The 26335-nt window shown below is 61.0% G+C and carries 28 protein-coding genes; 12 read left to right on the plus strand and 16 right to left on the minus strand.

Translation table 11 applies throughout. The features are described from left to right. Positions 1 to 9 precede the first annotated feature (9 nt). Both slmA and CFU_RS21205 read right to left on the minus strand, forming a co-directional pair. Positions 10 to 585: a nucleoid occlusion factor SlmA gene (slmA, locus tag CFU_RS21200; RefSeq protein ID WP_014008048.1), complete on the minus strand. Its 576-nt coding sequence runs from the start codon at positions 583 to 585 to the stop codon at positions 10 to 12. Positions 586 to 674: 89 nt separating this feature from the next. Continuing rightward, positions 675 to 1373: an HAD-IA family hydrolase gene (locus CFU_RS21205; RefSeq protein ID WP_041742612.1), complete on the minus strand. Its 699-nt coding sequence runs from the start codon at positions 1371 to 1373 to the stop codon at positions 675 to 677. A gap of 30 nt (positions 1374 to 1403) precedes the next feature. Here CFU_RS21205 and CFU_RS21210 point away from each other — a divergent pair, with 30 nt between their 5' ends. Together CFU_RS21210 and mnmC are read left to right on the plus strand one after the other, a co-directional pair. Next, positions 1404 to 2321: a TraB/GumN family protein gene (locus CFU_RS21210; RefSeq protein ID WP_041742614.1), complete on the plus strand. Its 918-nt coding sequence runs from the start codon at positions 1404 to 1406 to the stop codon at positions 2319 to 2321. Positions 2322 to 2330: 9 nt separating this feature from the next. After that, on the plus strand, positions 2331 to 4115 hold the full coding sequence (mnmC, locus tag CFU_RS21215; RefSeq protein ID WP_014008051.1) for an FAD-dependent 5-carboxymethylaminomethyl-2-thiouridine(34) oxidoreductase MnmC: 1785 nt from the start codon (positions 2331 to 2333) through the stop codon (positions 4113 to 4115). A gap of 43 nt (positions 4116 to 4158) precedes the next feature. On the opposite strand, the gene CFU_RS21220 is transcribed toward mnmC, so the two are convergent. Continuing rightward, positions 4159 to 4476 carry a YXWGXW repeat-containing protein gene (locus tag CFU_RS21220; protein ID WP_014008052.1) on the minus strand — a complete coding sequence of 106 codons (318 nt, stop codon included), beginning with the start codon at positions 4474 to 4476 and terminating at the stop codon, positions 4159 to 4161. Between the two features lie 257 nt (positions 4477 to 4733). Between CFU_RS21220 and CFU_RS21225 the strand changes: the two genes are divergently transcribed. Beyond that, a complete protein-coding gene (locus CFU_RS21225; protein WP_014008053.1) occupies positions 4734 to 6353 on the plus strand; it encodes an NAD(P)/FAD-dependent oxidoreductase in 1620 nt (539 codons plus the stop codon). 25 nt (positions 6354 to 6378) lie between these two features. Here CFU_RS21225 and CFU_RS21230 read toward each other — a convergent pair whose 3' ends face one another. Continuing rightward, positions 6379 to 6741: a hypothetical protein gene (locus CFU_RS21230; RefSeq protein ID WP_041743752.1), complete on the minus strand. Its 363-nt coding sequence runs from the start codon at positions 6739 to 6741 to the stop codon at positions 6379 to 6381. A 133-nt stretch (positions 6742 to 6874) separates the two neighbouring features. On the opposite strand from CFU_RS21230, the gene CFU_RS21235 reads away from it, so the two are divergent. The 7 genes from CFU_RS21235 to CFU_RS21265 all read left to right on the plus strand — a co-directional run bounded on the left by CFU_RS21235 (position 6875) and on the right by CFU_RS21265 (position 14861). Next, entirely contained in the window at positions 6875 to 7444 is a 570-nt protein-coding gene (locus tag CFU_RS21235) for an MASE1 domain-containing protein (protein ID WP_014008055.1), read from the plus strand. Positions 7445 to 7584: 140 nt separating this feature from the next. Beyond that, positions 7585 to 7992, plus strand: coding sequence for an ExbD/TolR family protein (locus CFU_RS21240; RefSeq protein ID WP_014008056.1), 408 nt, complete (start codon positions 7585 to 7587; stop codon positions 7990 to 7992). Continuing rightward, positions 7992 to 8720, plus strand: coding sequence for a TonB family protein (locus CFU_RS21245; protein ID WP_238531355.1), 729 nt, complete (start codon positions 7992 to 7994; stop codon positions 8718 to 8720). Before CFU_RS21240 ends, CFU_RS21245 begins: the two co-directional genes overlap by 1 nt. 68 nt (positions 8721 to 8788) lie before the next feature. After that, positions 8789 to 11182 carry a TonB-dependent receptor gene (locus tag CFU_RS21250; protein ID WP_014008058.1) on the plus strand — a complete coding sequence of 798 codons (2394 nt, stop codon included), beginning with the start codon at positions 8789 to 8791 and terminating at the stop codon, positions 11180 to 11182. 99 nt (positions 11183 to 11281) lie between these two features. Continuing rightward, on the plus strand, positions 11282 to 11932 hold the full coding sequence (locus CFU_RS21255; protein ID WP_041742616.1) for a MotA/TolQ/ExbB proton channel family protein: 651 nt from the start codon (positions 11282 to 11284) through the stop codon (positions 11930 to 11932). A 44-nt stretch (positions 11933 to 11976) separates the two neighbouring features. Beyond that, a complete protein-coding gene (locus CFU_RS21260) occupies positions 11977 to 13614 on the plus strand; it encodes a bifunctional metallophosphatase/5'-nucleotidase (RefSeq protein ID WP_041742618.1) in 1638 nt (545 codons plus the stop codon). Positions 13615 to 13643: 29 nt separating this feature from the next. Then, complete coding sequence (locus CFU_RS21265) at positions 13644 to 14861, plus strand: phospholipase D-like domain-containing protein (protein ID WP_014008061.1); 1218 nt, start codon at positions 13644 to 13646, stop codon at positions 14859 to 14861. A gap of 12 nt (positions 14862 to 14873) precedes the next feature. Here the strand turns inward: CFU_RS21265 and ygiD are convergent, their stop codons facing one another. Further along, positions 14874 to 15671: a 4,5-DOPA dioxygenase extradiol gene (ygiD, locus tag CFU_RS21270; RefSeq protein WP_190275191.1), complete on the minus strand. Its 798-nt coding sequence runs from the start codon at positions 15669 to 15671 to the stop codon at positions 14874 to 14876. A gap of 19 nt (positions 15672 to 15690) precedes the next feature. Then, positions 15691 to 16089, minus strand: coding sequence for a DoxX family protein (locus CFU_RS21275; protein WP_014008063.1), 399 nt, complete (start codon positions 16087 to 16089; stop codon positions 15691 to 15693). 137 nt (positions 16090 to 16226) lie between these two features. On the opposite strand from CFU_RS21275, the gene CFU_RS21280 reads away from it, so the two are divergent. Next, positions 16227 to 17141: a LysR family transcriptional regulator gene (locus CFU_RS21280; protein ID WP_014008064.1), complete on the plus strand. Its 915-nt coding sequence runs from the start codon at positions 16227 to 16229 to the stop codon at positions 17139 to 17141. 45 nt (positions 17142 to 17186) lie between these two features. Here the strand turns inward: CFU_RS21280 and phaP are convergent, their stop codons facing one another. From phaP to CFU_RS21305, 5 genes are all read right to left on the minus strand, one after another. Beyond that, positions 17187 to 17741, minus strand: coding sequence for a TIGR01841 family phasin (gene phaP / locus CFU_RS21285; RefSeq protein ID WP_041742620.1), 555 nt, complete (start codon positions 17739 to 17741; stop codon positions 17187 to 17189). Between the two features lie 102 nt (positions 17742 to 17843). After that, the gene (locus CFU_RS21290; RefSeq protein WP_238531356.1) at positions 17844 to 18623 is read right to left on the minus strand and encodes a M15 family metallopeptidase; all 780 of its coding nucleotides are present in this window, start codon (positions 18621 to 18623) and stop codon (positions 17844 to 17846) included. Continuing rightward, positions 18623 to 19807: a patatin-like phospholipase family protein gene (locus tag CFU_RS21295; RefSeq protein WP_041742623.1), complete on the minus strand. Its 1185-nt coding sequence runs from the start codon at positions 19805 to 19807 to the stop codon at positions 18623 to 18625. The genes CFU_RS21290 and CFU_RS21295 overlap by 1 nt, the downstream gene beginning before the upstream one ends. Positions 19808 to 20207: 400 nt before the next feature. After that, the gene (locus CFU_RS21300; RefSeq protein WP_014008068.1) at positions 20208 to 20627 is read right to left on the minus strand and encodes a type II toxin-antitoxin system HicB family antitoxin; all 420 of its coding nucleotides are present in this window, start codon (positions 20625 to 20627) and stop codon (positions 20208 to 20210) included. 1 nt (position 20628) lies between these two features. Then, the gene (locus tag CFU_RS21305; protein WP_041742625.1) at positions 20629 to 20892 is read right to left on the minus strand and encodes a type II toxin-antitoxin system HicA family toxin; all 264 of its coding nucleotides are present in this window, start codon (positions 20890 to 20892) and stop codon (positions 20629 to 20631) included. Positions 20893 to 21109: 217 nt separating this feature from the next. Between CFU_RS21305 and CFU_RS21310 the strand changes: the two genes are divergently transcribed. Then, positions 21110 to 22627, plus strand: coding sequence for a B12-binding domain-containing radical SAM protein (locus tag CFU_RS21310; protein WP_014008069.1), 1518 nt, complete (start codon positions 21110 to 21112; stop codon positions 22625 to 22627). Here the strand turns inward: CFU_RS21310 and CFU_RS21315 are convergent. From CFU_RS21315 to CFU_RS21335, 5 genes are read right to left on the minus strand one after another with little or no spacing between them, the layout of a single operon-like run. Then, the gene (locus CFU_RS21315; RefSeq protein ID WP_014008070.1) at positions 22624 to 22869 is read right to left on the minus strand and encodes a DUF3717 domain-containing protein; all 246 of its coding nucleotides are present in this window, start codon (positions 22867 to 22869) and stop codon (positions 22624 to 22626) included. The genes CFU_RS21310 and CFU_RS21315 overlap by 4 nt on opposite strands. 53 nt (positions 22870 to 22922) lie before the next feature. After that, positions 22923 to 23315 carry a D-ribose pyranase gene (rbsD, locus tag CFU_RS21320; protein ID WP_041742627.1) on the minus strand — a complete coding sequence of 131 codons (393 nt, stop codon included), beginning with the start codon at positions 23313 to 23315 and terminating at the stop codon, positions 22923 to 22925. A 1-nt stretch (position 23316) separates the two neighbouring features. Continuing rightward, a complete protein-coding gene (gene rbsK, locus CFU_RS21325; RefSeq protein ID WP_014008072.1) occupies positions 23317 to 24243 on the minus strand; it encodes a ribokinase in 927 nt (308 codons plus the stop codon). A gap of 54 nt (positions 24244 to 24297) precedes the next feature. Further along, entirely contained in the window at positions 24298 to 25305 is a 1008-nt protein-coding gene (locus CFU_RS21330) for a LacI family DNA-binding transcriptional regulator (protein WP_014008073.1), read from the minus strand. Between the two features lie 46 nt (positions 25306 to 25351). After that, positions 25352 to 26317, minus strand: coding sequence for an ABC transporter permease (locus CFU_RS21335; protein WP_014008074.1), 966 nt, complete (start codon positions 26315 to 26317; stop codon positions 25352 to 25354). Between the last annotated feature and the right edge of the window lie 18 nt (positions 26318 to 26335).

The following is a 26335-nucleotide window of genomic DNA, read 5'->3' on the forward strand; positions in this document are numbered from 1 at the left end:
GCAAAGAATTTAAACCAGCATCAGCGCGATCTGCTGAGCGGCGTCGTCGCCAGGCTTGTGCTGGAAACGGCTTTTGGCGAAACGCTGCCAGCGTCCCAGCACGAAGCTGGTCAGGATATTGGCGCGCAAGGCCGCTTCCGCTTCATTCGCTTCCCCTTGCGAGGCGGCGATCCGCAGCGCCTGTTTCAGCGCCAGTTCGATGCGGTCGACGAACTGGTTCATGCGCAACTGCAGGCGTTCGTCTTCATTGACCAGCGCATCGCCGATCATGACCCGGGTCATGCCTGGATTGCGCTCGGCGAAATTGAGCAGCATCAGGGCAATCGCCTGCGCCTGGTGCAAGCCTTTTTCCTGTTGCTCGGTAATCTGGTTGACCAGGCCGAACACGCTGGTCTCGATAAAATCGATCAGGCCTTCGAACATCTGCGCCTTGCTGGCGAAATGCCGGTACAGCGCCGCCTCCGACACCTCGATCTTGGCCGCCAGCGCGGCGGTGGTGATTTTTTCGCCCTTGGGCTGTTCCAGCATGGTCGCCAGGGTCTGGAGAATCTGGAGTTTGCGCTCGCCGGGTTTGGTAGTTGCCATGATTTTTATTTTAATAATGATGGAGGTAAAAAACTGTGCCGGCTCCCTGCCCGGCGCCGAGCCAGCCGGGTCCAGCCGCCTAATGGTCCCTAACGCAAGCGGTGCAGATTCCTGGCCAGCTGTCGCACCGATTTTACTTTGACATCGACGTATTTGGGGCGCTTTATCACATTTGACTGGTCGGCCAGGTATTGCGTTACCCAGGCCGTGCGCATGCCGACCGATTTGGCCGCCTTGAGCGTGGCGATCGTATCTTCCACCAGGACGCAGCGGCGCGCAGCGACCTTTTCCCGCGCCAGCAGCTGGCGCAGCAGGTGGCGCGAAGGTTTCGGCCGCAATTGGCGATGCACATGCATGGATTCGATCGAGATGTGCTTGCCGAAGTGGCGTTGCAGACGCAAGTGGCGCAAGACGTCGCCCGAGTAGCGCAGTGGCGCGTTGGTCAGCAGGACCTTGCGTCCCGGCAGGCGCTTGAGCAAGCTGATCAGGCCGCGTTCGGCCCGGATCATGCCCAGCAGGTCGTCGAAACGGTGCGCTTCGCGCAGGAAATCCGCGGGCCGCACCTGGTGGTGCTTGACCAGGCCCAGCAAGGTCGCTCCGTAACGCCGCCAGTACATCTCGCGGGCGGCATTCACCGTGGCGGCATCGGCGTCGACGCCTTCGCTGCCCAGGGTGCGCGCCATGAAGGCGTTCATATTGTGGTGAATCGCTGGGAAAATGGCGTGCGAAGCGTCATGCAGGGTATTGTCGAGGTCGAACAGCCAAAGCGCTGTAGTATTCTTTGCCATTGTGCCGTGCATTCGTTTTTAGGAGAAAGTGTGCTTCGTCAGATTATAGTGACATTGTGCTGGTTGCCGTTAAGCCTGCTGGCGCTGCCGGCCCAGGCAGATTCCGCGGCAACTGCCGCACCCGCCCGCCAGGGCGGCGCCATGTTCAAGATACAGCGCGCCGGCCACAGTGCTTATGTATTTGGCACTATCCATGTCGGCCGCGCCGATTTTTATCCTTTCGATGACAAAGTCTTGCAAGCGATGCAACACTCGTCTGCCATCGCGCTGGAAATCGATCCCGGCAATGCCCAGGGACTGGCCGAGCTGATGACCAAATACGGCATCTACCCCAACGGCAAATCGCTGGCGCAGGAACTGCCGCCGCCGCTGCTGCAGCAGCTCAATCCGCTGCTGGAAAAATACGGCCTGACGCTGGACGCCGTGGCCAGCATGAAACCGTGGCTGCTGGCGACCATGCTCGGCTTCAGCGAATACACCCATCAGGGTTATCTGGCGCAGTACGGGGTCGACGTCACCTTAGCTGCGTATGCGAAAAAACAGGGCAAGCCCGTGGTCGAACTGGAAACCGCGGAGCAGCAGCTGTCCTTGCTGGGCAAGCTGACGCCGGCCGAGCAGATCCAGTTCCTGCAAGACAGCATTGACGAGATACTGGATCCGGCCAAGGCGCAGCGCTCATTGCAGCTGATGACGCTGTGGCGCAACGGCGATGTCGACGGCCTGGCGGCCATGCTGGCGGAACTGACCAGCGACGACACTTTCACCGGCAAGTTCGTGCAACGCGCCTTGCTGGACAAACGCAATCCAGGCCTGGCCGACGGCATAGCCAGACTGACGAGTGCGACGCCGCATGCATTCATCGGTATCGGCATGCTGCACCTGGTCGGTAAAAACAGCGTGCTGGCGATGCTGCGGCAACGCGGTTATACCGTAAGCCGAGTTTACTGACGCGGCGCCATGACGGTCACGGATACGCCATCGGCAGACTACGCGCTTGATTGGCGCGGGCGGGACAGCTTCGTCCTGCTGGACAGCGAGTTCGGGCGCGGCGAACATTTTTTCGCCGCCTGGCAAGCGTGGCGCAGCGATTCCCGGCGTCCGCGGCAGCTGCATTACCTGGCGCTGCTGCCGCAACTTGCCGCACATACCGAACTGCAGCAAATCGCGGAAAAACATCCGGAGTGGCAGGCCTTATGCACCGAGCTGTGCGCAGCATGGCCGCCGGCGGTGCCTGGCTTTCATCGGATTTTCCTGCAACAGGGACAACTGGTCCTGACGCTGATGATCGGCGACGGCGCCGCCTGCCTGCGCCAGATAGTCGCAAAAGTGGATGCCTTCTGCTTGCATGGAAACCGTTGGCGGGAATGGTCTTTGCCGGTGCTGGGCACGTTGGGCAGGCTGGCTGCCGGACACGCCAGCTTGAACATTGCGGGAGCGGAAGCGGCAGCCCGCAAACAATTGGAGCAAGCAGGATTCCTGTTTGACAGCAGCGACGAACGCAGCGCCCGTTTTAACCCGCGCTTCACCGCACGCTCGGCGGCTGCACCTGTCCACCACGACCGCCGCGCGATTGTCATCGGCGCCGGCCTCGCCGGCAGCGCAGCCTGCCAGCACCTGGTGCAGCGCGGCTGGAGCGTCGATCTGGTCGAAAGCCACACGGCGCCGGCGCAACAGGCATCCGGCAACAGCGCCGGCATTTTCATGCCGCTGCTGTCGCGCGACGACAATCCCGGCTCGCGCCTCAGCCGCAGCGCCTATCTGTTCGCCTTGCAGTCCTGGCGCCAGCTGGGCGGTATCGGCGGCGCATTTGACGGCGCAGCTTGCGGCGTCCTGCAGATCGCCCGCGATGCCGCACATGCCGAGCACCAGCAGCAACTGGCTGATTACTGGCGTTATCCAGCCGACTATGCGCAATGGCTGGACCAGGCAAGCGCCAGCCGCGTTGCCGGCTGCCCGGTCAGCGGCGGCGCCTGGTTTTTCCCGGCCGCCGGCTGGGTGCAGCCGCGCAGCCTTTGCCAAGCCATGCTGGACAGCTGCGGCGAGCAGCTGCAAACCCATTTCGGACGGCATGCCGCCATCCTCGAACATGGTCAGGACGGCTGGACCATACGCGACCGGCAAGGCGCAAAAATAGCCGCTGCACCGGTGGTGATCCTGGCGAATGCCTGCCAGGCCCTGCAGTTTCCGCAAACGGAAGATTTGCCCTTGAGCGCCATCCGCGGCCAAGTTACCTACCTCGATGCCGGGCAAGTTCCTGCCATCAAGCCGGTGATATGCGGTGAAGCCTACCTGACCCCTGCTTATGAGGGGAGCTGCAGCGTAGGCGCTTCCTATGACGAGGATGGCGAAACGGCGCTGCGCCGCGACAGCCAGGACCACAACCTGGCGCGCCTGGCAAACATCCTGCCCGGCTGGCAACCTGGCCAGGCGCCGCTGGCCGGACGCGTCGGTTTCCGCTGCGTGGCCAGCGACCGCCTGCCGCTGGTAGGCGCCTTGCCGGATAAAAACGGGGCAAGTCCTGTGCGCGAAGCAAAGCTGAAAGACCTGCCCCGCTTTCCTGGTTTGTACAGCCTGCTGGGTTATGCCTCGCGCGGCTTGATCTGGGCGCCGCTGGCGGCAGAACTGCTGGCGTCGCAGCTGAACGGAGAACCGCTGCCGATCGAAGCCGAGCTGGCGGCGGCGCTCGATCCGGCGCGTTTTCTGCTGAAAGAGCGACGCCGCAGCGGCCCTCCGCGCCAATGAAAAAGGGCGCCTCTCGGCGCCCTCTTGCTGCTTGATGATCTGCTTAACGATCCCAGCGGTATGGCCGCATCTGCCAGTCGCCGCGCGGACCGCGTTCCCAGCGCGGCGGCACGTAACGGTAACCCGGCCGCGCCCTCATCCAGCTGCCGCCCATCCACACATGGCGGCGGCCGTTCCAGCGCCAGTATCCGGGCGCCCAGACATAACCGGCACGCGATGGCGGCACCACTTCATAACGCGGCGGCGGCGGCTGTCCGATCTGGACCCCGACATAAGTTGCCGCCTGGACCTGGGTCAGCGGCGTCACCAGGCCTGCGCTCAGCGCCAGCACGCTGACGCATAAAATTGATTTGATTTTCATTCGGTATCTCCTTCGTTTAGACCCATCGGGTGATGACTAAAATATAGGCGATAACCATGTAGCGGCTTGTTATTTTGTGTTTCCAAAAGATACAGGCTGCACCAGCGCCTGAATGGCTTGCCGGCTGCCATTGCGCCCTCCCTAAGGTAAAATGGCGGCCTGCCGCACGGCATTGTCGTTTTATAAAATATTGCGGGGCAACCGCCGCTCGGTGTAGAAACAGCGGCCTGCCTCCATCTGACTTCCCGGAAATACCCATGTTGCGATTGAACGAAGTACAACTCCCCCTCGACCACCCCGAAGACGCCTTGCACGCAGCGATCCTGGGGCGGCTGGGAATCGCCGCAGAGGAAATGCTCGGTTACACAATTTTCCGCCGCAGCTACGATGCCCGCAAGAAATCCGCGGTGATCCTGACTTACAGCGTGGACGTCGAGCTCAAGGATGAGGACGCCGTACTCAAGCGCCTGGCGCGCGACCGCACCGTGGCGCCGACGCCCGACACCAATTATCGTTTCGTAGCGCAAGCGCCGAGCCAGCTGAAATCGCGGCCGGTGGTGATCGGCACCGGGCCATGCGGCCTGTTTGCCGGCCTGATCCTGGCGCAGATGGGGTTCAATCCGATCATCCTGGAGCGCGGCAAGGCAGTGCGCGAGCGCACCAAGGATACCTGGGGACTGTGGCGCAAGCGCGAACTGCAGCCGGAATCCAACGTCCAGTTCGGCGAAGGCGGCGCCGGCACGTTTTCCGACGGCAAGCTGTGGACCCAGATCAAGGATCCCAAGCACTACGGCCGCAAGGTGCTGACCGAATTCGTCAAGGCCGATGCGCCGGACGAAATCATGTACGTCAGCAAGCCGCACATCGGCACTTTCCGGCTGGTCAAGATGGTGGAGCAGATGCGCGCCAGCATCGAAGCGCTGGGCGGCGAGTTCCGTTTCCAGCAAAAGGTCGAGGATATCGACATCGAGTGGAAAAACGATAGCGGCCAGGTACGCGCGGTGGTGCTCGCCGGCGGCGAAACCATCGTCACCGACCATGTGGTGCTGGCGATCGGCCACAGCGCCCGCGACACATTTCAGATGCTGTACGACCGCGGCGTGTATATCGAAGCCAAGCCGTTCTCGCTCGGCTTCCGCATCGAACATCCGCAATCCCTGATCGACAAATGCCGCTTCGGCCCCAGCGCCGGTCATCCTATCCTCGGCGCTGCCGATTACAAGCTGGTGCACCATTGCGAGAACGGGCGTGCCGTCTACAGTTTCTGCATGTGCCCGGGCGGCACCGTGGTGGCTGCCACTTCGGAACCGGGACGGGTAGTGACCAACGGCATGAGCCAGTACTCGCGCAACGAACGCAACGCCAACAGCGGCATCGTGGTCGGCATCACGCCGGCCGATTATCCTGGCCATCCGCTGGCGGGCATAGACTTCCAGCGGCAATGGGAATCGCGCGCCTTTGAACTGGGCGGCGGCACCTACGATGCACCCGGCCAGCTGGTAGGTGACTTCATCGCCGGCCGGCCATCGACTGCGCTCGGTTCGGTGACCCCTTCCTACAAACCCGGCGTCCTGCTGGGCGACCTCAGCACCGCCTTGCCCGACTATGCGATTGCCGCCATCCGCGAAGCCTTGCCGGCTTTCGACAAACAGATCCGCGGTTTCGCCATGACCGATGCGGTGCTGACCGGGGTCGAGACCCGCACTTCGTCGCCGGTGCGCATCAAACGCCACGACGATAGCCTGCAAAGCTTGAATACAACTGGATTGTTTCCGGCCGGCGAAGGCGCCGGTTATGCCGGCGGCATCATGTCGGCGGCGATTGACGGTATCCGGGTGGCGGAAGCGGTGGCCCTGAGCATGCTGGCGAAAAATTAAACCCGCTTGAGAATATCGGGACCGGCTATTTACCGGTATCCCGCGTCGCCTGCAGCAAGCACTTCGAAAGCTTGTCGAAATGCAGCCAGGCAGCCTGGCTCAGTTCCACCTGCTTGCGGCGCGTATCGTCGGTATCGCTCAAGACGATCCAGCCCTTTTCCCGCATCGATTTCAGGCGCGCGTGCAGCATGGCCGGCGAACCGAGTTCGCTTTGCGCCATCATGTCGCGCACCGACAGCCGTTCGCGGGCTTGGCCTGCGCGAGCGACGAAGGCCAGGATGCGGTCTTCCAGAGGGTCCAGCGATGGCAGCGACGGCAAGCCGCGCAAGGCATTCGCCAGCTGCAGGAAACGCACGTAGATATCTGCCGGTCGATTATTTTTTTCCATGGCCATATTGTAAGCTGCTGCCGCAATCGGTTTGCCAACGCTGTTAAATTCATATCGATCATACCCGTCATTTCAGGCTCGTCGCAAGTATCTTCCTGCGCCGGCGCGGATACTTCGGTAAGATACGCGCGTCATGTCCACCACCCCCTCTCCCGCCGCGAAACTGCGTCTCAACCTGCTGACGGTCGGCAGCACGGCGATCGTCTATATGCTGGTGTACATGACCAACGACTGGCTGTTCAAGCACATCGAGTTCGCCCAGGGGATCGCCTGGATCTACCTGCCGGCAGGGATCCGGCTCATCTGCACCTTGCTGTTTGCCGAAGCGGGCGTGCTGGGCATCCTGATCGGCTCGCTGCTGGCTTCCAGCGTCTACGCCCTGTTCCCGGGCGATCCGGTCACCACCGTCGGCTACAGCATCATCTCGGCGCTGGCGCCTTACCTTGCCTATAGGTTCACATTACAGGGAATGCGCCTGCAGCCGTCGCTGAGCAACCTGACCACCACTCGCCTGCTGGCCTGCATCCTGCTGTACGGGCTGACCAACCCGCTGCTGCAGCTGCTGTGGTTCGTCCTGCGCGGCGTCTCCTACCATTTCTGGTCGGGCCTGATCGTGATGTCCATCGGCGACCTGACCGGCTCGCTGATCGTGGTCTATGCGATCAAGATGCTGCTGTCCTTCCTTCCCTTGCCAAGGCACTAACCTCACGTGGCGTTGCGGCCACATCGTCATCGATTGTAATACTGCCGAAATAATTCATCGCTATTCTGCCGACAGTTATAGAAATTATAGCGGTTAGCGACTTCGCGCTATCGCCGCACATCTTCCATCGGGGTATAGCAATGCGTAGTTGGGACGAACCAAAAAAGCGGAAAGCCCGCGTCGAAATCATTCCCATGATCGACGTGATGATGTTCCTGCTGGTGTTTTTTGTGCTGATCAGTCTCAACGTCATCCCCGCGCTCGGCCTGAAAACACATCTACCGACCGCCAGCAGCTCGCAGGACCTGAAGCCGCAAAACAAGGCGGTCATCACGATCGGCCTCAACGATGCGCTGCAGGTCGACGGCGTCGACACCAAGATCAGCGAGTTGCCGGCGCGCCTCAACCTGGCGCGCAAGAATGGTGAAAAGCTCAACGTCATCGTCAACAGCGATCGCGGCGTCGAGGTGCAGCGGCTGGTGGAAGTGATGGACACGCTGAAGCAGAATGGCTTCGAGTCGATCTCCATCGCTACCCGCAAGCCGTGATGCAGGCAATGATGACCATGCCGTTCCTGTTTCGCTTCCGCGATGCGCTGGCGACCTTGCCCGCCATACTCATGCTGGCGATCCTGGTCTTTGCCGGCATCCAGAAAGTGGTGAAGATCGAGCCGCATCCGGACGACTCCCTGGTGCAGATCGCCTTGACCGAACCGGAGCCGCCGGCACCGCCCGTGATCACGCCACCGCCGCAGGTTCCGACGCCGCCGCAAGTAGTCAAGCCAGTCCCGGTAGCGCAACCAGTCCGGCAGCCGACACCGCCGCAGGCGGTCAGCCAGGCGCCTGTCAGCACCATCCCCAGCGCAGAAATCGCGGCGCCGCCCAAGGCCGTAGCTGCACCGGCTGCTCCAGCCCCGGCGACACCGCCGGCGCCTGAACCGGCGCCACCCGTAGCCAAACCAAACAACGCCAGCATTGAAGCAGGTTATGTCTCCAAGGTGCGCGCACACCTGAACAGCATCAAACGCTATCCGACCGGCCGCGAAGCCAGCCAGCAGCGGCCGCAAGGCAAGGTCAAGGTCTGGTTCGTGCTGAACCGCGACGGCAGCCTGGTGGAGCAAGGCATAGAAGAATCGTCGAACTCGATGCTGCTCGACGAAGCCGCCCGCAAGACCATCAACCGCGCTGCATTTCCCGCTTTTCCCGAATCCAGCTGGGCCGGAGAAACGACACACAGATTCAGCGCGGAGCTGGAATTTGTCCCGGGAGCGGGGTAGAGCAACAACGAACGGCAGCTTGAATATCCAGTTTACACATACCAAAAACACATACAGGGAGTAATGCCATGCAATTCAAAGTCACCCGGCTGTCGCTGCTGATATCCGGCTTGTTCATCGCCGCCAGTCCGCTGGCCTACGCTGCTGAAACGTCTGACGTCGGCAAGGTCACGGTGCAGGGCGATAACGGCGGCCAGAGCACCGGCCTGATCCAGCAGGAAGAATCGGCAAAAGCGCGCAGCTCGGTCAATCGCGACTATATGGAAAAACAGAGCACCACCAGCAATCCTTACCAGATGATCAATCTGCTGCCAGGCGTGAATTCCTACGACCAGGACGGCACCGGCCTGTTCGGCGGCAACGTCCGCGTGCGCGGCTTCAACAGCGACCAGCTCGGCTTTACCATCAACGGCGCGCCGGTCAACGATTCCGGCAGCTTCGCCGTCTATCCGCAGGAATACACCGATGCGGAAAACCTGTGCGACATCTTCGTCACGCAAGGCTCGACCGATACCGAAGCGCCGCACGTCGGCGCATCCGGCGGCAACATCGGCATGACCATGTGCACGCCGGAAGACCAGCAGCGCTTCCGCACCGAATATACATTCGGCTCGAACAACTTGCGCAAAGGCTACGTGCGCTTCGATTCCGGCAAGCTGTTCAACGATCGTTTCAAATTCTTCATCTCCTATTCGAAAGCGCAAGCTGACAAGTTCAAAGGCACCGGACGCGCCGACAAGGAACACGTCGACTTCAACAGCAAGCTGGACCTGGGCGGCGGCAGCTTCGTCGATACCGGCTTCATGTACAACTCGGCCCTGAACAACAATTACCGTTCGCTGACCAAGGCGCAGATCGCCCAGTACGGCCGCAACCTCGATTTCGGCACCGTCCCGCCGATACATCAGCCGGGCGGCCCTGGCGCGCAAAATGATTCAACCTACGGCCCGAACGCAGGCATCAACACCGGCAACAAAGACCTGTACTACGGCTACAACCTGAATCCGTTCAAGAACTGGCTAGGCACCATGAACGCCCACTTCCAGCTGGCGCCGCAATCCAGCATCGATGTCAACCCATACATGTGGTACGGCTTCGGCACCGGCGCCAACCAGCTGCAAACCGTCAGCGAAGGCAATTCCGGCACCCTGCTCGGCGGCGGCGTGCGCGACGCCAACGGCGACGGTGACACCAAGGACACCGTGTTCGTCTATGAAGGCAGCCGCACCCGCACTTATCGTCCCGGCGTCACGCTCAAGTACAACCAGCAGATCGACAACCACAAGCTGATGGTCGGCTACTGGTACGAACGCGCGCGCCACCAGCAAACCGGTCCGTTTGCGCCTATCGACAACAACGGCAACTCCGCCGACGTCTGGCAAAACAATTCCGACGCCTGGCTGCGCAACCAGGATGGCTCTTTCGTGCAGTATCGCGATACGCTCACCGTCAGCACCGGCAAATCGGCATTCTTGCAAGACAATATCAGCCTGCTGCAAGACAAGCTGAACCTGCAGCTCGGCGCCCGCTACTCGAGCATCGACCGCGATTTCACCAACAACCCGAGCCAGAGCGCGCCCGGCTTCTATACCTTGCAGAAATCGTATTCCGACCTGCTGCCTAGCGTCGGCATCCGTTATCAGCTCGACCAGGTGCAATCGGTATTCTTCAATGCAGCGAAAAACTTCAAGGCGCCAGGCAATTTCTCTTATTTCGGCCTGATCTCGGGCGGCAAGATCGTCAACGGCGTCTATACCGGCGGCACCGTGCGCAACCCGCTGGTAGACAAGGAAACGTCGTGGAACTATGACCTCGGCTACCGTTATGCAAGCGACAAATGGACATTCTCCAGTTCAGTGTTTTATGTCGATTACAAAAACCGCATAGCCACTTCCTACAATCCGGATACCGGCAACCGCACCGACTTCAACGTCGGCGATTCCACCTCCAAGGGCTTCGAGCTGGAATCGGGTTACTCGCTCAGCAAGAACCTGAGCCTGTACGGATCGCTGTCCTACATCAAGAGCAAGATGAAGAGCGACATGCCGTTTGCCGCCAATTTCGCACTGCCCACCGGCGGCAAGGAATTCCCCGATACGCCGAACTGGCTGAGCGGCATGAGCCTGCAATACGCGCAGGACAGCTGGTACCTGTTCGGACAGGCCAAATACACCGGCAAGCGCTACACCACGCTGGTCAACGACGACAGCCTGGGCGGCTATACGGTATTCAACGCCGGCGCCGGCTACACCTTCCCGTCGTCGACCTGGCTGAAGAAACCGACGGTGCGTTTCAATCTCAACAATATCTTTGACAAGCAGTACCTGAACCTCAGTTCCGGCAGCGGCAGCCAGTTCACCACTAATGCCGTTGCGATCGGTTCGAATGCGCCGGCATCGGCGCCGTCGTTCTATGTCAGCGCCCCACGCACTTTCAGCGTGACGCTGGTCGCGGATTTTTAATCGAGTTGTAGCAAGCCAAGTGTAGCAAACCATGGCGGCGGCCTTTGAAGCAGAGGTCGCCGCTGCAACAAAAGTGCATTCGTGCGCAGAGAGGTCAACATGAACATGCAATTATTCCACGAGCTCGCTTTCTACCTGATGTACGCCTGTGCTGCCTTGGCGATATTCGTGATTGTCGAACGCGGGCTGTTTTTCAACTACACGCTGCGCCAGGCGATCGGCCTGGAAAAGGCCATGACCCACGCCGTGCAGCATGTGCAGGAATTGCCTGCCGCGTTGACATCGCGCGCCAGCCTGCCGCTGACGCTGGTATCCGACATCCTGGCGGAAAAGCACCAGCTGACCAGTGAAAAAGACCTGCAGGATTTCAGCGAGTCGGTCTACATCGCCAACCGCGGCGAAGTGCAGCACCGGCTGTGGATCCTCGACACCATCGTCACCGCCGCTCCCCTGCTCGGCCTGCTCGGCACGATTTTGGGTATCATCGATACTTTCAAGGCGCTGGCGGTGTCCGGCGTGTCCGATCCGGGCCAGGTGTCGCAAGGCATAGGCACCGCCCTGTATGCAACGGCACTGGGCATCGGCATTGCGGTGGTTGGCATGTTTTTCTTTAATATGTTCCAGGAACGGATAGAGCGCATCAACGATCATTTGAAAGTGCTGATGCTGCGCGCCTGCGTCGGCCGCGTTGCTGGCCACGATACAAAGGCCGCGGCGCTGGCGGAAGCGGGAAAATTGCATCTCGCCTGATAGACGGGATGGAAGCGGATAGAATCGAGGACTGCTTGAAACACATGCGTGCAAAACCTGTAGTCCGGACCATCCTGTTGTGCTGCATGGCGGCTGCATTCCTGGGCGCGTGTAGTAGCCTGCAACCGGCTGCGCCGCTGGAAATCAACCTGGTCGCCGTCAATGACTTGCACGGCCACCTGGAAGCCGAAACCAGGAGCTATGCCAGCACCGCGGAAGCCGTGCCGCACAGGTTCAGGGTCGGCGGCATAGACACCATAGGCGGCGCGCTCAACGCCTGGCGCGCAGAAGATCCGCAGCTGCTGCTGGTCGGCGCCGGCGACCTGATCGGCGCCAGCCCCGCCCTGTCCTCGATCTGGGCCGACGAACCGACCATCAGCGCACTCAACCAGCTTGGCCTGCGCGTCAGTTCGGTGGGCAACCATGAATTCGACCAGGGCAGCGCCGAGCTGCTGCGCTACCAGCATGGCGGCTGCAAATCGAACCGGCCAGACAAGGCATGCCAGTTCGACGATCATTTTCCAGGCGCCGGATTTTCTTATCTGGCGGCCAACGTCATCGACAAGACCACTGGCCGCCCGCTGCTGGCTCCCTACCGGATCGAACAGGTGCGCGGCATCAAGATCGCGTTCGTCGGCGCGGTGGTGCGCGCCACGGAAAAAATGGTGTCCGCCGACGGCATAAACAACGTCGATTTCATCGACGAAGCCGACGCCATCAACCGCTGGGTGCCCGAGATCAAGGCACAGGGCGTCAGCGCCATCGTAGTCCTGATCCACCAGGGCGGCGAAACCCCGGAGCCGTTCGACATGGCGGCATGCAGCCATAACGGCTATACCTGCCGGGTCGACGGCCGCACAGTGACGCAAGGCGAGTCCTTCGGCCACATGCTGACCCGGATCAGGCTCACCATCGATCCGCGCATCGCCGACCTGCAAGGCAAGATCACTGCCATCGAGGCCCGGAACGTATTGATGGACCAGCGGCGCTTTGCGCCCGATCCAGCCTTGTCGGTTTTCCTGCAAACGCTGAAAGCGCGCAGCGACCTGGTGCTGGCGCAGCCGATTGCACGCATCGCGGCAGCGCGCATCGACAACAAGCTCAACGATGCCGGCGAATCGCCGCTGGGCGACGTCGCCGCCGATTCCCAGCTGGCGGCAACCCGCAAGCTGGGCGCGCAAATCGCCATGACCAACCACAAGAGCCTGCGCGAAAGCCTGGACAGCGGCGCAGGCGGCAGCAACTACGCCCAGGTCGCCGCCACCACGCCCTATGGCAATACGCTGATTCTGCTGTCGCTCAGCGGCAGCCAGCTGCTGGCCTTGCTGGAGCAGCAGAGCTGGCTGGAGCAGGATCGTCCGGGCGGACGCATCATGCTGCAAGTCTCGCACGGCCTGAGTTACCGCTGGGACGCCAGGCGACCGTTGGGACAGCGCGTCGTGCCCGGCAGCGTCAAGCTGAACGGCGTCACTCTGAGCCCGCAGGGACAGTACCGGCTCAGCGTCAACAGCTTCATTGCCCAGGGCGGCGACGGCTTCAGCTTGCTGACGCAAGGCGCCGACCGGGTCGATACCGGCATCAACGACCTGGATGCGCTGAGCCATTACCTGATCGCCAGCGAACGCGACGGGCATCCGGCCGGCAGTGCGCAAGCAGCCGGGCGCATCGTGCGCGTGCACTGATCTCAACTGAAAACCTCTCGGAACCGCCCATGCGCAAACTGATCGCCACGATAACTATCCTGCTCGGCTGCGCCGGCAGCGCCCACGCCGAATTCGGCATCCCCGGCTACGAGCTGGTGCATACCGTTCCGCTTGAAACCGCGCTGGCGACACCCGACCTGCGGGAACCGCTGCAGGTCTGGAGCGAAATGTTCGATGGCGCGAAACAGCAGATCGTGCTCGGTCAATTCTATGTCGCCAGCCAGCCTGGCGCGGCGTTCGAGCAGGTGATAGCGCGGCTCGCCGCGGCCGGCGCGCGCGGCGTCAAGATTCGTTTCCTGATGGAAGAGAAAGGCAAGTTCGCTTCCGACATGCCGACCATCGAACGGCTCAGGCAGATTCCCAACCTGGAATTCCGCTATCTCGATTATTCCAAGCTGACCGGCAACGGCATCATCCACGCCAAATACATGGTGGTCGACGGCAGCAGCGCCTATGTCGGCAGCCAGAATTTCGACTGGCGCTCATTTGCCCACATCCATGAGACGGGCTTGCGCATTACCGACGCCGTGGTGGTCGGCCAGCTGCAACATATCTTCGAACATGACTGGCATGCGCAGGAGTTGATCGCGCAAGGAAAAGAAGTGCCAAGGCTGAACCAGGGCGTAGTGAGCGCCAATGACCAGCAGGCGACATTCCTGGTAGCCAGTCCGAACGCGTTCAATCCGCCCGGCGTCGGCGACTCTGAAACCGAATTGCCGAAACTGCTGGCGGCCGCCAGGTCCGAGGTACGGATACAGCTGCTCGACTACGCGCCACTGAGCTACGGGCCGAATCACACCCGGCCTTATTACGCGGTGATCGACAATGCGATCCGCGCTGCGCTGGCGCGCGGCGTCAAGGTCAAGCTGATGGTGTCGAACTGGAATACCGAAAAACCGGCGATCGCTTACCTGAAAAGCCTGGCGCTGCTGCCCGGCATGGAAATCAGGATCGTCACGCTGCCGCAGGCCAGCACCGGCTTCATTCCGTTCGCCCGGGTAATCCATAGCAAGACCATGGAGATCGATGGCCAGGTGGCATGGATAGGCACCAGCAACTGGAGCGGCGGCTACCTAGACCTGTCGCGCAACCTGGAAATCGTGCTGCGCAACGAAAAGATGGCAAAACGGATCGGCGATCTGCACCAGCAGACATGGAATTCGGCTTACGCCCAGCCTATCGACGTGATGAAGGATTATCCCAAGCCGGTCAAGGGCAAAGAATAATCCGGTTCAAGCTTAGGCAGCGCCGACCACGGCGGTCAGCATGCTGACCGAGCCGATGTCGATGCCGTCCACAGCAATCGAAATCGCCTCGCCGTCCTGCCTGGCGCCGGCAATGTACAGCAACGGCAGGTAATGCTCCGGCGTAGGCACCGACAACTGCGCGTCCTGGCCCTGGTCGGCATAGTCGATCAGCGCCTGCATGTCGCCGCTTACCAGGCTTGCGCGTATGTGGTCGTTGAAGCGCTGGGCCCAGCCATGCACCGGCGCATCCTGGCTGCGGTTCATCAAGCGCAGGTTGTGCACCACGTCGCCGCTGCCGACGATCAGCACGCCCTGTTCGCGCAATACGGCAAGCTTGCGTCCCAGGTCGAAGTGAAACTGCGCCGGCTGGGTGGCGTCGATGCTCAGCTGGATCACCGGTACATCGGCCTTGGGAAAGGCCTTGACCAGCACCGACCAGGTGCCGTGGTCCAGTCCCCATGAATGATCCATGGCGACCGCCACCGGCGCCAGCAGATCGCGCACCTGCGCCGCCAGCTGCGGATCGCCCGGGGCCGGATAACGCACATCAAACAGCGCCTGCGGGAAACCGCCGAAATCGTGGATGGTCTGCGGCTGCGCCATGGCGGTAACGCCGGTGCCGCGCGTGTACCAGTGCGCCGACACCGACAGGATCGCCTTCGGTTTCAACTGCGCTGCGCTGGCCCCAAGCGCAGCCCAGGCTGCGGTGTAGCGGTTATCTTCCAGCGCATTCATCGGGCTGCCGTGGCCGAAGAAAATCGCCGGCATGCGGGTGGCAATCGTGCTCATCTTGATCTCTTCCAGAAGTTTATTTACCGGCTTTGCCGCTGCCCAGCGCAAATGCGCCGTTGCCCAGCAAAGCTACCGAAATTGCAGCAACCACCATGAACGCCGGATATTCCCAGCCGCCGTTGGGGCTGGTGAACACCCAGCCGTTGCCGGCGTGCACCGACAAGGCGCCCAGCAGCACCGGCAGCGAAATTACCGCGGCAATCCGGGCCTGCAGGCCCAGCACCATGGCGATCCCGGTCAGCACTTCGACCGCCACCACAGGATATACCGACCACGCCGGAAAACCCTGGCTGGCGAAAAAAGCGGCTGCGCCCGGCAAGGTGAAGACAAAAACCTTCAGGTAGGCATGAGCCAGCAGCGCGATGCCCAAGGTGAGCCTGAGCAGCGCGGCGGCGTAGGTGCTTGGGTTGTTCATGATGTTACTTTCACAATAAATAGTTAAAAGCCAAGGGAGTTTATGGATCGTGTTCGACTATATATTCTTGCAATGAAAAGAAAAATCATGTTTTATTGAAATACTATTTTCGAATTCCAAAACAATAAGGCATTGCGATGAATCTGTTCGAAGCGATGAAGGTGTTTGTCAAAGTGACTGAAACCGGTAGCCTGTCGGGTGCGGCGCGGGTCCTGAACCTGTCCAATCCGTCGGTGACGCGGCATATCGCCGACCTCGAGCAATACCTGGGCGCACGCCTGCTGAACCGCAGCACGCGCCGCCTCAGCCTGACCGATACCGGCAGCGCCTACCTGGAGCGCTGCAAACAAGTGCTGGCCGATCTCGAACAAGCCACGCTGGCGGCCGGCATGCATGCCGCCAACCCGAGCGGCGTGCTGCGCATCAATGCGCCGGTATCCTTCTCCGTCAACCATCTGGGCCGGCTGCTGCCGCTATATGCGCAGCGTTATCCGAATGTGAAACTGGACGTGACCTTGTCCGACCGCATTGTCGACCTGGTCGAAGAAGGTTTCGACCTGGCGATCCGCATCGGCAAGCTGCAAAACTCCAGCCTGGTGATGCGCAAGCTGGCCAAGGCCCATGTGCTGACCTGCGCCGCCCCGGCCTACCTGGAACGACACGGCATGCCGCAGCATCCCGACGACCTGGCGCGGCATACCTGCCTGACCTATGCCTATACGCTGCCGGACAATGAATGGCGCCTGCAGCGCGACGGCAAGGTCCATACCGTGCGCGTAGGCGGCGGCCTGCATTGCAACAACGGCGACCTGCTGATGGCGGCGGCATTGGCCGGCATGGGCGTAATCCGGCAGCCGACGTTCATCATAGGCGATGCCATCCGCGACGGCCGCCTGCGGCCGATCCTCACCGATTACCACGGCGATGCGCTGGCGGTGCACGCGGTGTATCCGAGCCGCCAGCACCTGTCAGCCAAGGTGCGCACCTTCGTCGATTTCCTGGCGCAGCAATTCGGTGAAGTGCCGGCTTGGGACCGCGATCTGCCGATATGAAAAAAGGCCGCATCCGCGGCCTTTGCTGAGTCAGTAAGCGAGCACTTACTTCTTGCTGCGCGGCGCAGCGGCCTTGGTCAGCTGCGCGCCGGCATTGTTCAGGTTGGCTTCCAGGGTTTCGACTGCCTGCTTGGCGTTCTTGGTCAGCTGCTCATAACCGGCATTGGCGTTGCTGATCACCGATTTCAAGATAGCGATCGCGTTTTCCGAACCGGCAGGCGCGTTCTTGCTGACTTCTTCGATCAAGGCGTTGATGCGGCGGCTGGTTTCCTCCACCTGCGCTTCTGCCGCACGTGTGTACTCAGCCTGGGTGCCGGAGGCGATGCTGGCCAGGTGGCGGCCGTAAGCCGCGGCTTTTTCGGCGCCCGGCTTGGCCTGGGCCGCCGAGATGTTGAGGAATTCCTGCGGATCCTTGGCGCTCAGCAATTGCTTGGCGGCGCCGCCGGATTCTTCCAGCGAGGCCTTGGCCGCGCTGATGTTAAGTTCGATGACCTTTTCAACACCCTCGAAGGTTTTTGTAGTCAGGGTATTGAGCAATGCCAACTGGGCTTCGAAATGCGCTTTGGTTGCTGCGGCAAACTGTTCATGAAACGAAAACATGGCCTTCTCCTGTGTGAACAAATCATCTTTTGCTATCAACATGGCAATATTACACATTCTACAAGCAAAATGTGAATCTGCCCCCTGCCAAACCTAACAGTCCTAGCCCGCCGCGGCAGCGCAAACCTTCCTGTCTTTCGGCTTGCCGCCATGGCCGGTACGGCAGGCACGGTAAGCGACCACCGTGCTTTCAAACAGCTGGCGCGCCTGCGGCGCCGGCAGCCTGGCCAGCCGTTCGGCCAGCTTGCGGCTGACCTGGAAATGCTGGTAATCGATGGGCTTTTTCCAATCCCCACCCCAAGTGAGAAAACCATGTTGCGCGAATAGTTCCACAACTTGTTCGCTGCTTCCCGCCCTGCTGGCGATGCGCTCGCCGAAAGCCTGCCCGGCCGGCGGACTGTAAACCAGCCGGCCTTGCGCATCGCGCCGCACATACGGGTTTTGCAAAGGATTGATATCGATCGCCAAACCATAGGCATGCAAGGATGCCGCTCCGCCGCCGGTGATCGGCCTGTCGTTGAAGGCGGAGGTGTTATTGTCCGCCATCGAGGCGTCGTCGTTGCCTTGATAATGCTCCATCAGGCGGGCCTGTGCAAGCGGGAAACGGCGCTTGAGCAGTTCGTCGAACAGCGCTTTGACCTGCGGCGCGACCGCCGCCATGACCATGATCTCGCCGTCGTCGTGGCGCACCTGGTCAAAGTCGAGATACGAGAAACGGACTACCTGCAGTTGCGGGCAATCGACCGGCGCGCCAGGCTGCAGCACATGTTGCTTGAGCAGCACGCATTGCTCGCTGTCCAGTCCCGCAGCGGCGGCGCCGACCATCATGCCGGCCGACAACAGCACCAGCGTCAACCGCCGCAGCACGGAAGCAGGCGCCATCAACTCACCGGCGGCAGGACCAGTTCATGCACCACCAGGCCAGCGTCGGAATCGCCGAAGGTGTCGCCGTTAGCCTTGACGCGCTCGGCGGCCTGCATGGCGTCGGCGTAACCTTGTTCCCAGCGCCACTCGATCGAGCCGCGCGAAAAATTGATGTCCTTGGACGGCATGTTCCAGTCATGGCCGCTGTAGCGCAGGCGCACGATGTGGATCGTGCTGTTGTCGTGTAAGCCCTTGAATTCCTTGAGGTCGGATTTGCTGCGCAGCGCCGGCGGCAGCTTGTCGTACAGCGCTTGCGCGGCGCGCCGCAATTGATACATGCGCAAGTAGTTTTCGATATGGCGTTCCGAACGGGAGGCGAAGGTCACGTCTTTCTGGCGATTGGTGATCTGGTCCAGGGTAGTCGGCTCGGGACCGTCGGCGTTCCACAAATCGACCATCACGCACAGGGTGTTGCCGTCGACGTCGGTCTTGGATTCGTCGTCCAGCACCACTTCCAGCGGCGTATTCGAATACAGGCCGCCGTCCCAGTACAGGTCGCCGTCGATGCGCACCGGTGCAAAGCCGGGTGGCAAGGCGCCGCTGGCCATGATGTGTTCGACGCCGATCTTCCGTTCCTGGGAATCGAAATTGACCAGGCTGCCGCAAGCCACGCGCATGGCACTGACGGTCAGGCGCATGCCGCCGGGACTGTTCAGGTAGTCGAAATCGACCAGCCGCGCGAGCGTCTCAGCCAGCGGCGTGGTGTCGTAGAAACTGGCTTGTTCCGCCTGTACAGGCATACCCACCATGAAAGGATTCAGCGAACGCGGAGAGAAAAATCCCGGCACGCCGCGGGTGGTGACATCGGTCGTGGTCCACCAGGTGTTGAACTGGCGCATGGCATCCGGCACTTTGCTCAGATCCGTCAAGTCGCCGTGGCCGACCTGTTCCCAGAATTCCTTCAGGCGCGATAGCCGCATGTCGCGCTCATTGCCGGCGATGATCGCGGCGTTGATGGCGCCGATCGAGGTTCCCACCACCCAGTCCGGAGTCAGGCCATTCTCGTGCATCGCATGGTAGACCCCGGCCTGATAAGCACCCAGCGCGCCGCCGCCCTGCAATACCAGCGCCACGCGCGGGGTGACCGACTCGGCTTTGGTTTTAGTACGGATCCGTGCTTTGGAAGTGGTTGCATTGCTCATTTGACGCCCATCTTGTGTAGGGAAGAGCAATCATATTAACCGATCGCAGCAGAAGGCGACGGTACGTCCCTTATGTCATCAAATCCGGCAATTGCTGGACCGCGCCGATTACAAATAAGGCCTTTGGTGCGCAACGAGGGCTGGCGCAATGCGCCAGCCTTTTTCATATCTGCACGATCTATTTTTTCCTGATCATGTAAATCGCCAGCCCTACCAACAACACTACGCCAAATTCCAGGCCGACCACAATGTATTGCGCCATGATGTTTGCTTATCTAAAAAATTATGTAATTAATAAAGGGAAGGTCGTCACGTGGCCCACATCCAGCTTGATGCCTATCCACTCATCGACGCCACGGTCGTAATGGCGCGGCGGCCCTGCCGGCGTTGGAAATTTTCCTTACCTGGCGCTGCGCTGGGGCTTGGCGGGCACTGGACGCAGGTGGCCACGGCCTGGCGTGGAGCCAGGATCTTTGCCAGCCGTTGCCGACACGCCGTCGCTTACGCATTCTTTCACGAAATCGTTCAGGGACTGCCCTTTCCTTGCCGCCGCCAGGCTGGCGTTGCGATGCAGTTCAGGCGTCAGACGCACGTTGAACGTGCCGCTGCAGGGCTTGTCCGGTTCCAGGCCATCGCGCCGGCACTTGTCCAGATAAAAATCCACCGCTTCTGCAAATGCCGTTTGCAGCTCCCTGACGTTTTCCGCTTCGTAGCCGACAAGATCATTGATGAACAATATCTCGCCGTGCAGGCAGCCATCCTCGATGCTGACCTCGATCGAACCTGAATAACTTTTATAGCTGAGTATTTTGTCGCTCATTTCATTCCTCGCTGGGATTCGTCAAACCGTACTCTTTCAGCTTGCCGTTTACCTTTATCAATAAATATCTTTTCACGATATTGCCTGGATGGGGCTTATGCACAAAGATCTTGAGGCCCGCCGCGGTTTTAAAACATCGATAAGAGCCGCCCTTGTCAGAAAACTCGACAAACCCGTACCCATTGAGCAGGCTGACCAGTTCTTGCCATGTAGAGTCTGCAGGGACGGCAGCAGCCCGGTTGCGCAATTTATCGGCTTGAGTCATTTGATTATCCTGTCCTTCCTCGATAATTGCAACTGGAAATTAGTTGCAAACTAATGTCGTGTTGTTTATGGCGGTTTATCTTGGGTTTATCTTGATATTCACGAACAAGGCCAATCATGTCAATTTGGCAAACTCCCTAAAACTGGGCCGCGCGGGTTCACAGGCGTAAAATGGCGCATTCTGCAGTTCCTGCCGCCAATCCTTTCGTTAGCCCGCCATGACCATCCTGCTGTCCACGCTCAACGCGCGTTATTCCCACGCTTCACTTGGGCTGCGCTATCTGCAGGCGAACATGGGAGATCTGCGCGAGGCCACGCAGCTGCATGAATTCGTCATCGGCGCCAAGACCACCGACATCGTCGAAAAGCTGCTGGCGCATAAAGCCGAAACGGGCACCACCATCGTCGGCTTCGGCGTGTATATCTGGAATATCGAGGAAACCACCAAGGTGGTGGCGATGCTGAAACGGGTGGCGCCCGATATGGTGATTGTGCTGGGCGGACCGGAAGTGTCTTACGAATCAGCCGAGCAGCAGATCGTCCAGCTCGCCGATTACCTGGTCACCGGCTGGGGCGACGTTACCCTGCCGCAGCTGTGCCGGCAGATCCTGCATGGCCCGAAGCCGCTGATGAAAGTGCATGTCGGGGTGCAGCCGCCCATGGCGGATATCGTCCTGCCGTATGGCTTGTACAGCGACCATGACATCGCTCACCGCACCTTGTATGTGGAAGCGTCGCGCGGCTGTCCGTTCAAATGCGAATTCTGCCTGTCGGCGCTGGACAAGACGGCATGGCCGTTTGCACTCGATAATTTCCTGGCCGAGATGGAGTCGCTGCATGCGCGCGGCGCGCGGCTGTTCAAATTCGTCGACCGCACCTTCAACCTGAACGTCAAGACCAGCCTGAAGATCTTGCAGTTCTTCCTCGACAAGCTGGCTGCCAATCCTGACGATCCGGTGTTTGCCCACTTCGAGCTGGTGCCCGATCATTTGCCGGATGCCTTGAAGGAGTCGATTGCGCAATTTCCACCTGGCGCGCTGCAGTTCGAAATCGGCATCCAGAGTTTCAATCCCGAAGTGCAGGCGCTGGTGAGCCGCAAGCAGAATAACGAGAAGGCGGCGGAAAACATCCGCTGGCTGATCCAGCAATCGCAGGCGCATCTGCACGTTGACCTGATCGCCGGGCTGCCGGGCGAAGATGTCGCCAGCTTCGCCCGCGGTTTCGACCGCCTGGTGGCGCTGCAGCCGCATGAAATCCAGTTCGGCATCCTGAAACGCCTGCGCGGCACGCCGATCATCCGCCATACCGAACCTTACGGCCTGATCTTCGATCCGCATCCGCCCTACACCATCCTCGCCACCAGCCTGATCGACTTCCCCACCATGCAGCGCTTGCAGCGGTTTTCCCGTTACTGGGACCTGGTCGCCAATTCAGGACGCTTCGCGCACACGCTGCCGATCTTGCTGGACGATGCTCCGTTCGCCAGCTTCATGGCGTTTTCGGACTGGCTATACGGCAAGACCGACGCCACCCACCGGATCGCGCTGGACCGCCTGGCAGGCCTGGTCGGCCAGTGGCTGCATTTGCAGGGGATGGCGGAAAGTGCGGTCAATGCCGTGCTCAGCACGGACTATGCGGGCAAACCCGCCAAACCGGCCGACCTGCCCAAGCTCATGGCAAAACCCGATGCTGCGGCCGCCCCAAAACGCCAGGCGCGCTATTTAGTCCACACTTAGCCCACTGATCTGGCGGTGGCGCTGAGATCCAGCATGTGCTGGCGCCAGGCGCCGATCAGCTGCTGCGCCACGCTGTCCATGGAGGCCAGCGCCACGCTGCTGCTATGGTTGATGATCATCAGGGCATATACGTTGGCGAGCGCATTCACCTCAGGCGACAGTGCGCATTCTTCCCCTACCGCAGGCCGTTGCAGACGCCAGTAATTGATGGCTTGTTCCAGTTCGGGCAATGAGATATTCATGGCTTTATTGTACCTGCCACGAGCGGCTTGTCAGATTTGCGGCCGAAATATTATCAAAATACCACGCCGGCAACCAGGATGATGTTGGCGTACGGCGTGAACTCGCCGGTGCGGATAACGGCTTTCGCGCTATGCGTCATGCGCTTGAAATCGGCATGCGGCAAAGTGCGCTTGTCGACCAGGCCGAGCGCTTCGATCTGCTGCGCCAGCTGCGGGCTGTGCAACGGCAGTTCGTCGGCCAGCACATGGTGCTCCACCTGCATCTCCGTCATTATCGTTTGCAAGGTATCCATGAAGCCGGGTACGCCGCGCGTCAGCGCCAGGTCGATCAGCGGCACGCCGGGCGGCACCGGCAAGCCGGCATCGCCGATCACTATGCTTTCGCCATGGCCCAGCGATGCGATCAGTTGCGACAGGGCGATATTCAGCAATGGGCTTTTTTTCATCTCAAGCTTCCAATTCACGGCGATAGGGAATCGAGGTTTGCGCGCCGATGCGCGCCACGCTCAGGGCAGCCGCGCGCTGGCCAAAAGCGATGGCGTCGGCTTCGCTGCGGCCTTCGGCCAGCGCGGCGACAAAACCGCCAATGAAGGTGTCGCCGGCGGCGGTGGTGTCGACCGCCTTGGTCTGCTGCGCGGCAAAATGGACCGAGCCGGACGACAGCGCCGCATAGACACCCTTCTCACCCAGCGTGACCAGCACATTGCTGCTGCCATCGGCGCGCAATTTTGCGACTGCTGCCTCGATGGCGGCATCGTTATCCAAACTGGCGGCGCTCAGGCCGGCCAGCATGGCTGCCTCGATTTCATTCGGGATCAGATAATCCACCTGCGCCAGCAAAGCGGCCGGCAAGGCTTGCGCCGGTGCCGGCGCAGGTGCTGGATTAAGCACCACGGTCTTGCCCAGCTGATGCGCCAGCTTGATCGCATGGATCACTGTCGCCAGCGGCGTTTCCAGCTGCAGCACGACGATACGCGCCTGTTCGATCAGGCTGCGCGCGGCATCGATATGTGCCGGGCTCAACGCGTCATTGGCGCCGGCGGCCAGCACGATGCTGTTCTGGCCGCCGGCGTCGACCAGGATCGAAGCCACGCCCGAAGCTTCTCCTGCTATCGTACTGATATGGCTGTCGTCGATGCCGTCGTTGCGCAAGGCAGCCCGCAGTTCCGTACCGAAAGCGTCGTCGCCGAGGCAGGCAACCATCGCCACTTTCACGCTATCGTCGCTGAGACGCGCGCAAGCGACCGCCTGGTTTGCGCCCTTGCCGCCCGAGATGGTCTGGAAACGCCCGCCCGACAAGGTTTCGCCGGGGAGCGGCATGCGCGGCACGTTGAGCACCAGGTCCATATTGATACTGCCGATGATGACGATCATTGTGTGTTCTTGAAAATAAGGGCTGCTGAAAAGGAATGAGTAAAATTCGTGCGGTCACGACACCACGGTCGAGCCGCGTATATGCAGTTCAGGCGCAATCGACAGCCGCTGCAAAGGACGGTCGGGCGTGGCGATCCGCTGCAGCAGGCATTCGGCGGTGAGCTGCCCGAGCCGGCGCGTATTCTGCGCCACGCTGGTCAAGGTCGGATGGACGAACTGCGCCAGGTCGATATCGTCGAAACCGACCACCGCCAACGCCTCCGGCACCGCAATGCCAAATTCCGCCGCAGCACGCAAGGCGCCTATCGCCATCAGGTCGTTGCAGCAGAAAATCGCATCCGGGGCTTGCGAAGGTACAGATGCAAAACGCGCCAGCAGGCTGCGCGCCGCCAGGTAACCACCCGCGCTGGTGAAATCGGCATAAGCCAGCAACGGCTCCGGCAGCGTAACGCCGGCCGCCAGCAATGTCTGGCGCAAGCCGCCGATCCGCTCGCGCGAAATAGCGATGTCTTGCGGGCCGCCGATGCAGGCGATGCGGCGCCGCCCCAGGCTCAGCAAGTGCGCGGCCGCCAATGCGCCGCCGGCGGCGTTGTCGACCGCCACCAGGTCGATCGCCATGTCTTTCGGCGCCCGGTCCAGCAGCACGGTCGGCACCTTCATCTTGCGCAGCAGTTCGCCGTCTGTCTGCGCCAGCGTGGCCACGATCAGGCCGTCGCAGCGTTTGGTCAGCAGCACGTTGAGGTAATCGCGCTGCTTGGCCGGATCGTCGTCCGAATTGCACAGGATGACGCTGTAGCCGGCGGTATAACAGCTGTCTTCGATGCCGCGCGCCACTTCCGAAAAATACGGGTTGGTATTGTTCGGGATGATCAGGCCGATACTGCCGGTAGCCTTGCTTTTCAAAGAACGCGCCAGGGCGCTCGGCACGTAGGCCATGGCCTCTACCGCCGCCAGCACCCGCGCCCGGGCGTCGGCGCTGACGGGCCGGGTCTGGTTCAGGACGTGCGAAACCGTGGTGTACGACACCCCGGCCGTGCGCGCTACATCCTTGATGGTTGCCATATTATTTGCTCGATGTCAGCTCAATGTCCAGTTACGGGACGCTAGTTTAATGCGTGGAACGTTCGCCGCGGCGGCGATAGGTATCCAGCACCACCGCTGCAACAATCACCAGCCCGGTGATGATGCGTTTCATCGGCTCGCTGACGCCGACCTGCGCCAGGCCGGCTTCCAGCACCGAGATGATCAGTACGCCGATGAACGTGCTGACCACCGACCCGCGTCCGCCCATCAGGCTGGTGCCGCCGATCACGACAGCCGCAATCACTTGCAGCTCCATGCCGACGCCGCCGTTCGGATCGGCCGCTTCCAGCCGCGATACCTGGAACAAGGCGCCGACGCCGGCCAGCAAACCCATCAGCGCAAACACCAGCACCTTGCTGGGACGCGGATTGATGCCGGACAGGCGCACCGCTTCTTCGTTGGTGCCGATGCCGATCCAGTGGCGTCCGAGCACGGTCTTGGTCAATACCAGGTGGCCGACGACCACGATCAGGATGGCGGACAGGAAAGCCGGCGACATGCCGAACAGGATCGGTGAGCTGATGCCGTCGACCGCGCTGCCGATATACTCGGTACGCGAATTGGTGACCTGGTAAGCCAGGCCGCGCGCCATTTCCAGCACGCCCAGCGAAACGATGAACGAAGGAATCCGCCAGCCGACCGAAATCAGGCCGGTCAGCATGCCGCACAAGCTGGCCACCAGCACGCCCAGCGTGGCGGCCGCAAACAGCGGCCAGCCCCAGCGCACCATCGCCATCGACAGCACCGAAGCCGCCAGCGCCATCACCGAACCGACCGACAGGTCGATGCCGCCGATGATCAGCACGAAGGTCATGCCGACCGCCATCACCACCAGCGTCGGAATGTCGTTAGACAAAGTGGTAAAGGTGGCCGCGGTAAGGAAGTTCTCGCTCAGGATGGAAAACAGTATGCACATCGCCAGCAGCGCACCGATCAGGCCCAGGTAATTCTTCAGGCCGGACATGCTTCGGGTAAAAGAGTGTGTTGTCATGATTTTCGAAAAAAGTTG

This window comes from Collimonas fungivorans Ter331, assembly GCF_000221045.1.
GTDB classification, from domain to species: Bacteria; Pseudomonadota; Gammaproteobacteria; order Burkholderiales; family Burkholderiaceae_D; genus Collimonas; species Collimonas fungivorans_A.

Bases quoted from the DNA above. Each gene is read 5' to 3' on its own strand.
- CFU_RS21315 (WP_014008070.1), bottom strand. From the start codon at position 22,869: ATGAATATCTCATTGCCCGAACTGGAACAAGCCATCAATTACTGGCGT.
- CFU_RS21305 (WP_041742625.1), bottom strand. From the start codon at position 20,892: ATGACTCAAGCCGATAAATTGCGCAACCGGGCTGCTGCCGTCCCTGCA.
- ygiD (WP_190275191.1), bottom strand. From the start codon at position 15,671: ATGAGCACGATTGCCACCCGCATGCCGGCGATTTTCTTCGGCCACGGC.
- CFU_RS21335 (WP_014008074.1), bottom strand. From the start codon at position 26,317: ATGACAACACACTCTTTTACCCGAAGCATGTCCGGCCTGAAGAATTAC.
- rbsK (WP_014008072.1), bottom strand. From the start codon at position 24,243: ATGATCGTCATCATCGGCAGTATCAATATGGACCTGGTGCTCAACGTG.
- CFU_RS21300 (WP_014008068.1), bottom strand. From the start codon at position 20,627: ATGAGCGACAAAATACTCAGCTATAAAAGTTATTCAGGTTCGATCGAG.
- CFU_RS21255 (WP_041742616.1), top strand. From the start codon at position 11,282: ATGAACATGCAATTATTCCACGAGCTCGCTTTCTACCTGATGTACGCC.
- CFU_RS21280 (WP_014008064.1), top strand. From the start codon at position 16,227: ATGAATCTGTTCGAAGCGATGAAGGTGTTTGTCAAAGTGACTGAAACC.
- CFU_RS21240 (WP_014008056.1), top strand. From the start codon at position 7,585: ATGCGTAGTTGGGACGAACCAAAAAAGCGGAAAGCCCGCGTCGAAATC.
- CFU_RS21275 (WP_014008063.1), bottom strand. From the start codon at position 16,089: ATGAACAACCCAAGCACCTACGCCGCCGCGCTGCTCAGGCTCACCTTG.
- CFU_RS21310 (WP_014008069.1), top strand. From the start codon at position 21,110: ATGACCATCCTGCTGTCCACGCTCAACGCGCGTTATTCCCACGCTTCA.
- phaP (WP_041742620.1), bottom strand. From the start codon at position 17,741: ATGTTTTCGTTTCATGAACAGTTTGCCGCAGCAACCAAAGCGCATTTC.
- CFU_RS21265 (WP_014008061.1), top strand. From the start codon at position 13,644: ATGCGCAAACTGATCGCCACGATAACTATCCTGCTCGGCTGCGCCGGC.
- CFU_RS21235 (WP_014008055.1), top strand. From the start codon at position 6,875: ATGTCCACCACCCCCTCTCCCGCCGCGAAACTGCGTCTCAACCTGCTG.
- CFU_RS21250 (WP_014008058.1), top strand. From the start codon at position 8,789: ATGCAATTCAAAGTCACCCGGCTGTCGCTGCTGATATCCGGCTTGTTC.
- CFU_RS21260 (WP_041742618.1), top strand. From the start codon at position 11,977: ATGCGTGCAAAACCTGTAGTCCGGACCATCCTGTTGTGCTGCATGGCG.
- CFU_RS21205 (WP_041742612.1), bottom strand. From the start codon at position 1,373: ATGGCAAAGAATACTACAGCGCTTTGGCTGTTCGACCTCGACAATACC.
- CFU_RS21225 (WP_014008053.1), top strand. From the start codon at position 4,734: ATGTTGCGATTGAACGAAGTACAACTCCCCCTCGACCACCCCGAAGAC.
- rbsD (WP_041742627.1), bottom strand. From the start codon at position 23,315: ATGAAAAAAAGCCCATTGCTGAATATCGCCCTGTCGCAACTGATCGCA.
- mnmC (WP_014008051.1), top strand. From the start codon at position 2,331: ATGACGGTCACGGATACGCCATCGGCAGACTACGCGCTTGATTGGCGC.
- slmA (WP_014008048.1), bottom strand. From the start codon at position 585: ATGGCAACTACCAAACCCGGCGAGCGCAAACTCCAGATTCTCCAGACC.
- CFU_RS21330 (WP_014008073.1), bottom strand. From the start codon at position 25,305: ATGGCAACCATCAAGGATGTAGCGCGCACGGCCGGGGTGTCGTACACC.
- CFU_RS21220 (WP_014008052.1), bottom strand. From the start codon at position 4,476: ATGAAAATCAAATCAATTTTATGCGTCAGCGTGCTGGCGCTGAGCGCA.
- CFU_RS21230 (WP_041743752.1), bottom strand. From the start codon at position 6,741: ATGGAAAAAAATAATCGACCGGCAGATATCTACGTGCGTTTCCTGCAG.
- CFU_RS21245 (WP_238531355.1), top strand. From the start codon at position 7,992: ATGCAGGCAATGATGACCATGCCGTTCCTGTTTCGCTTCCGCGATGCG.
- CFU_RS21295 (WP_041742623.1), bottom strand. From the start codon at position 19,807: ATGAGCAATGCAACCACTTCCAAAGCACGGATCCGTACTAAAACCAAA.
- CFU_RS21290 (WP_238531356.1), bottom strand. From the start codon at position 18,623: ATGGCGCCTGCTTCCGTGCTGCGGCGGTTGACGCTGGTGCTGTTGTCG.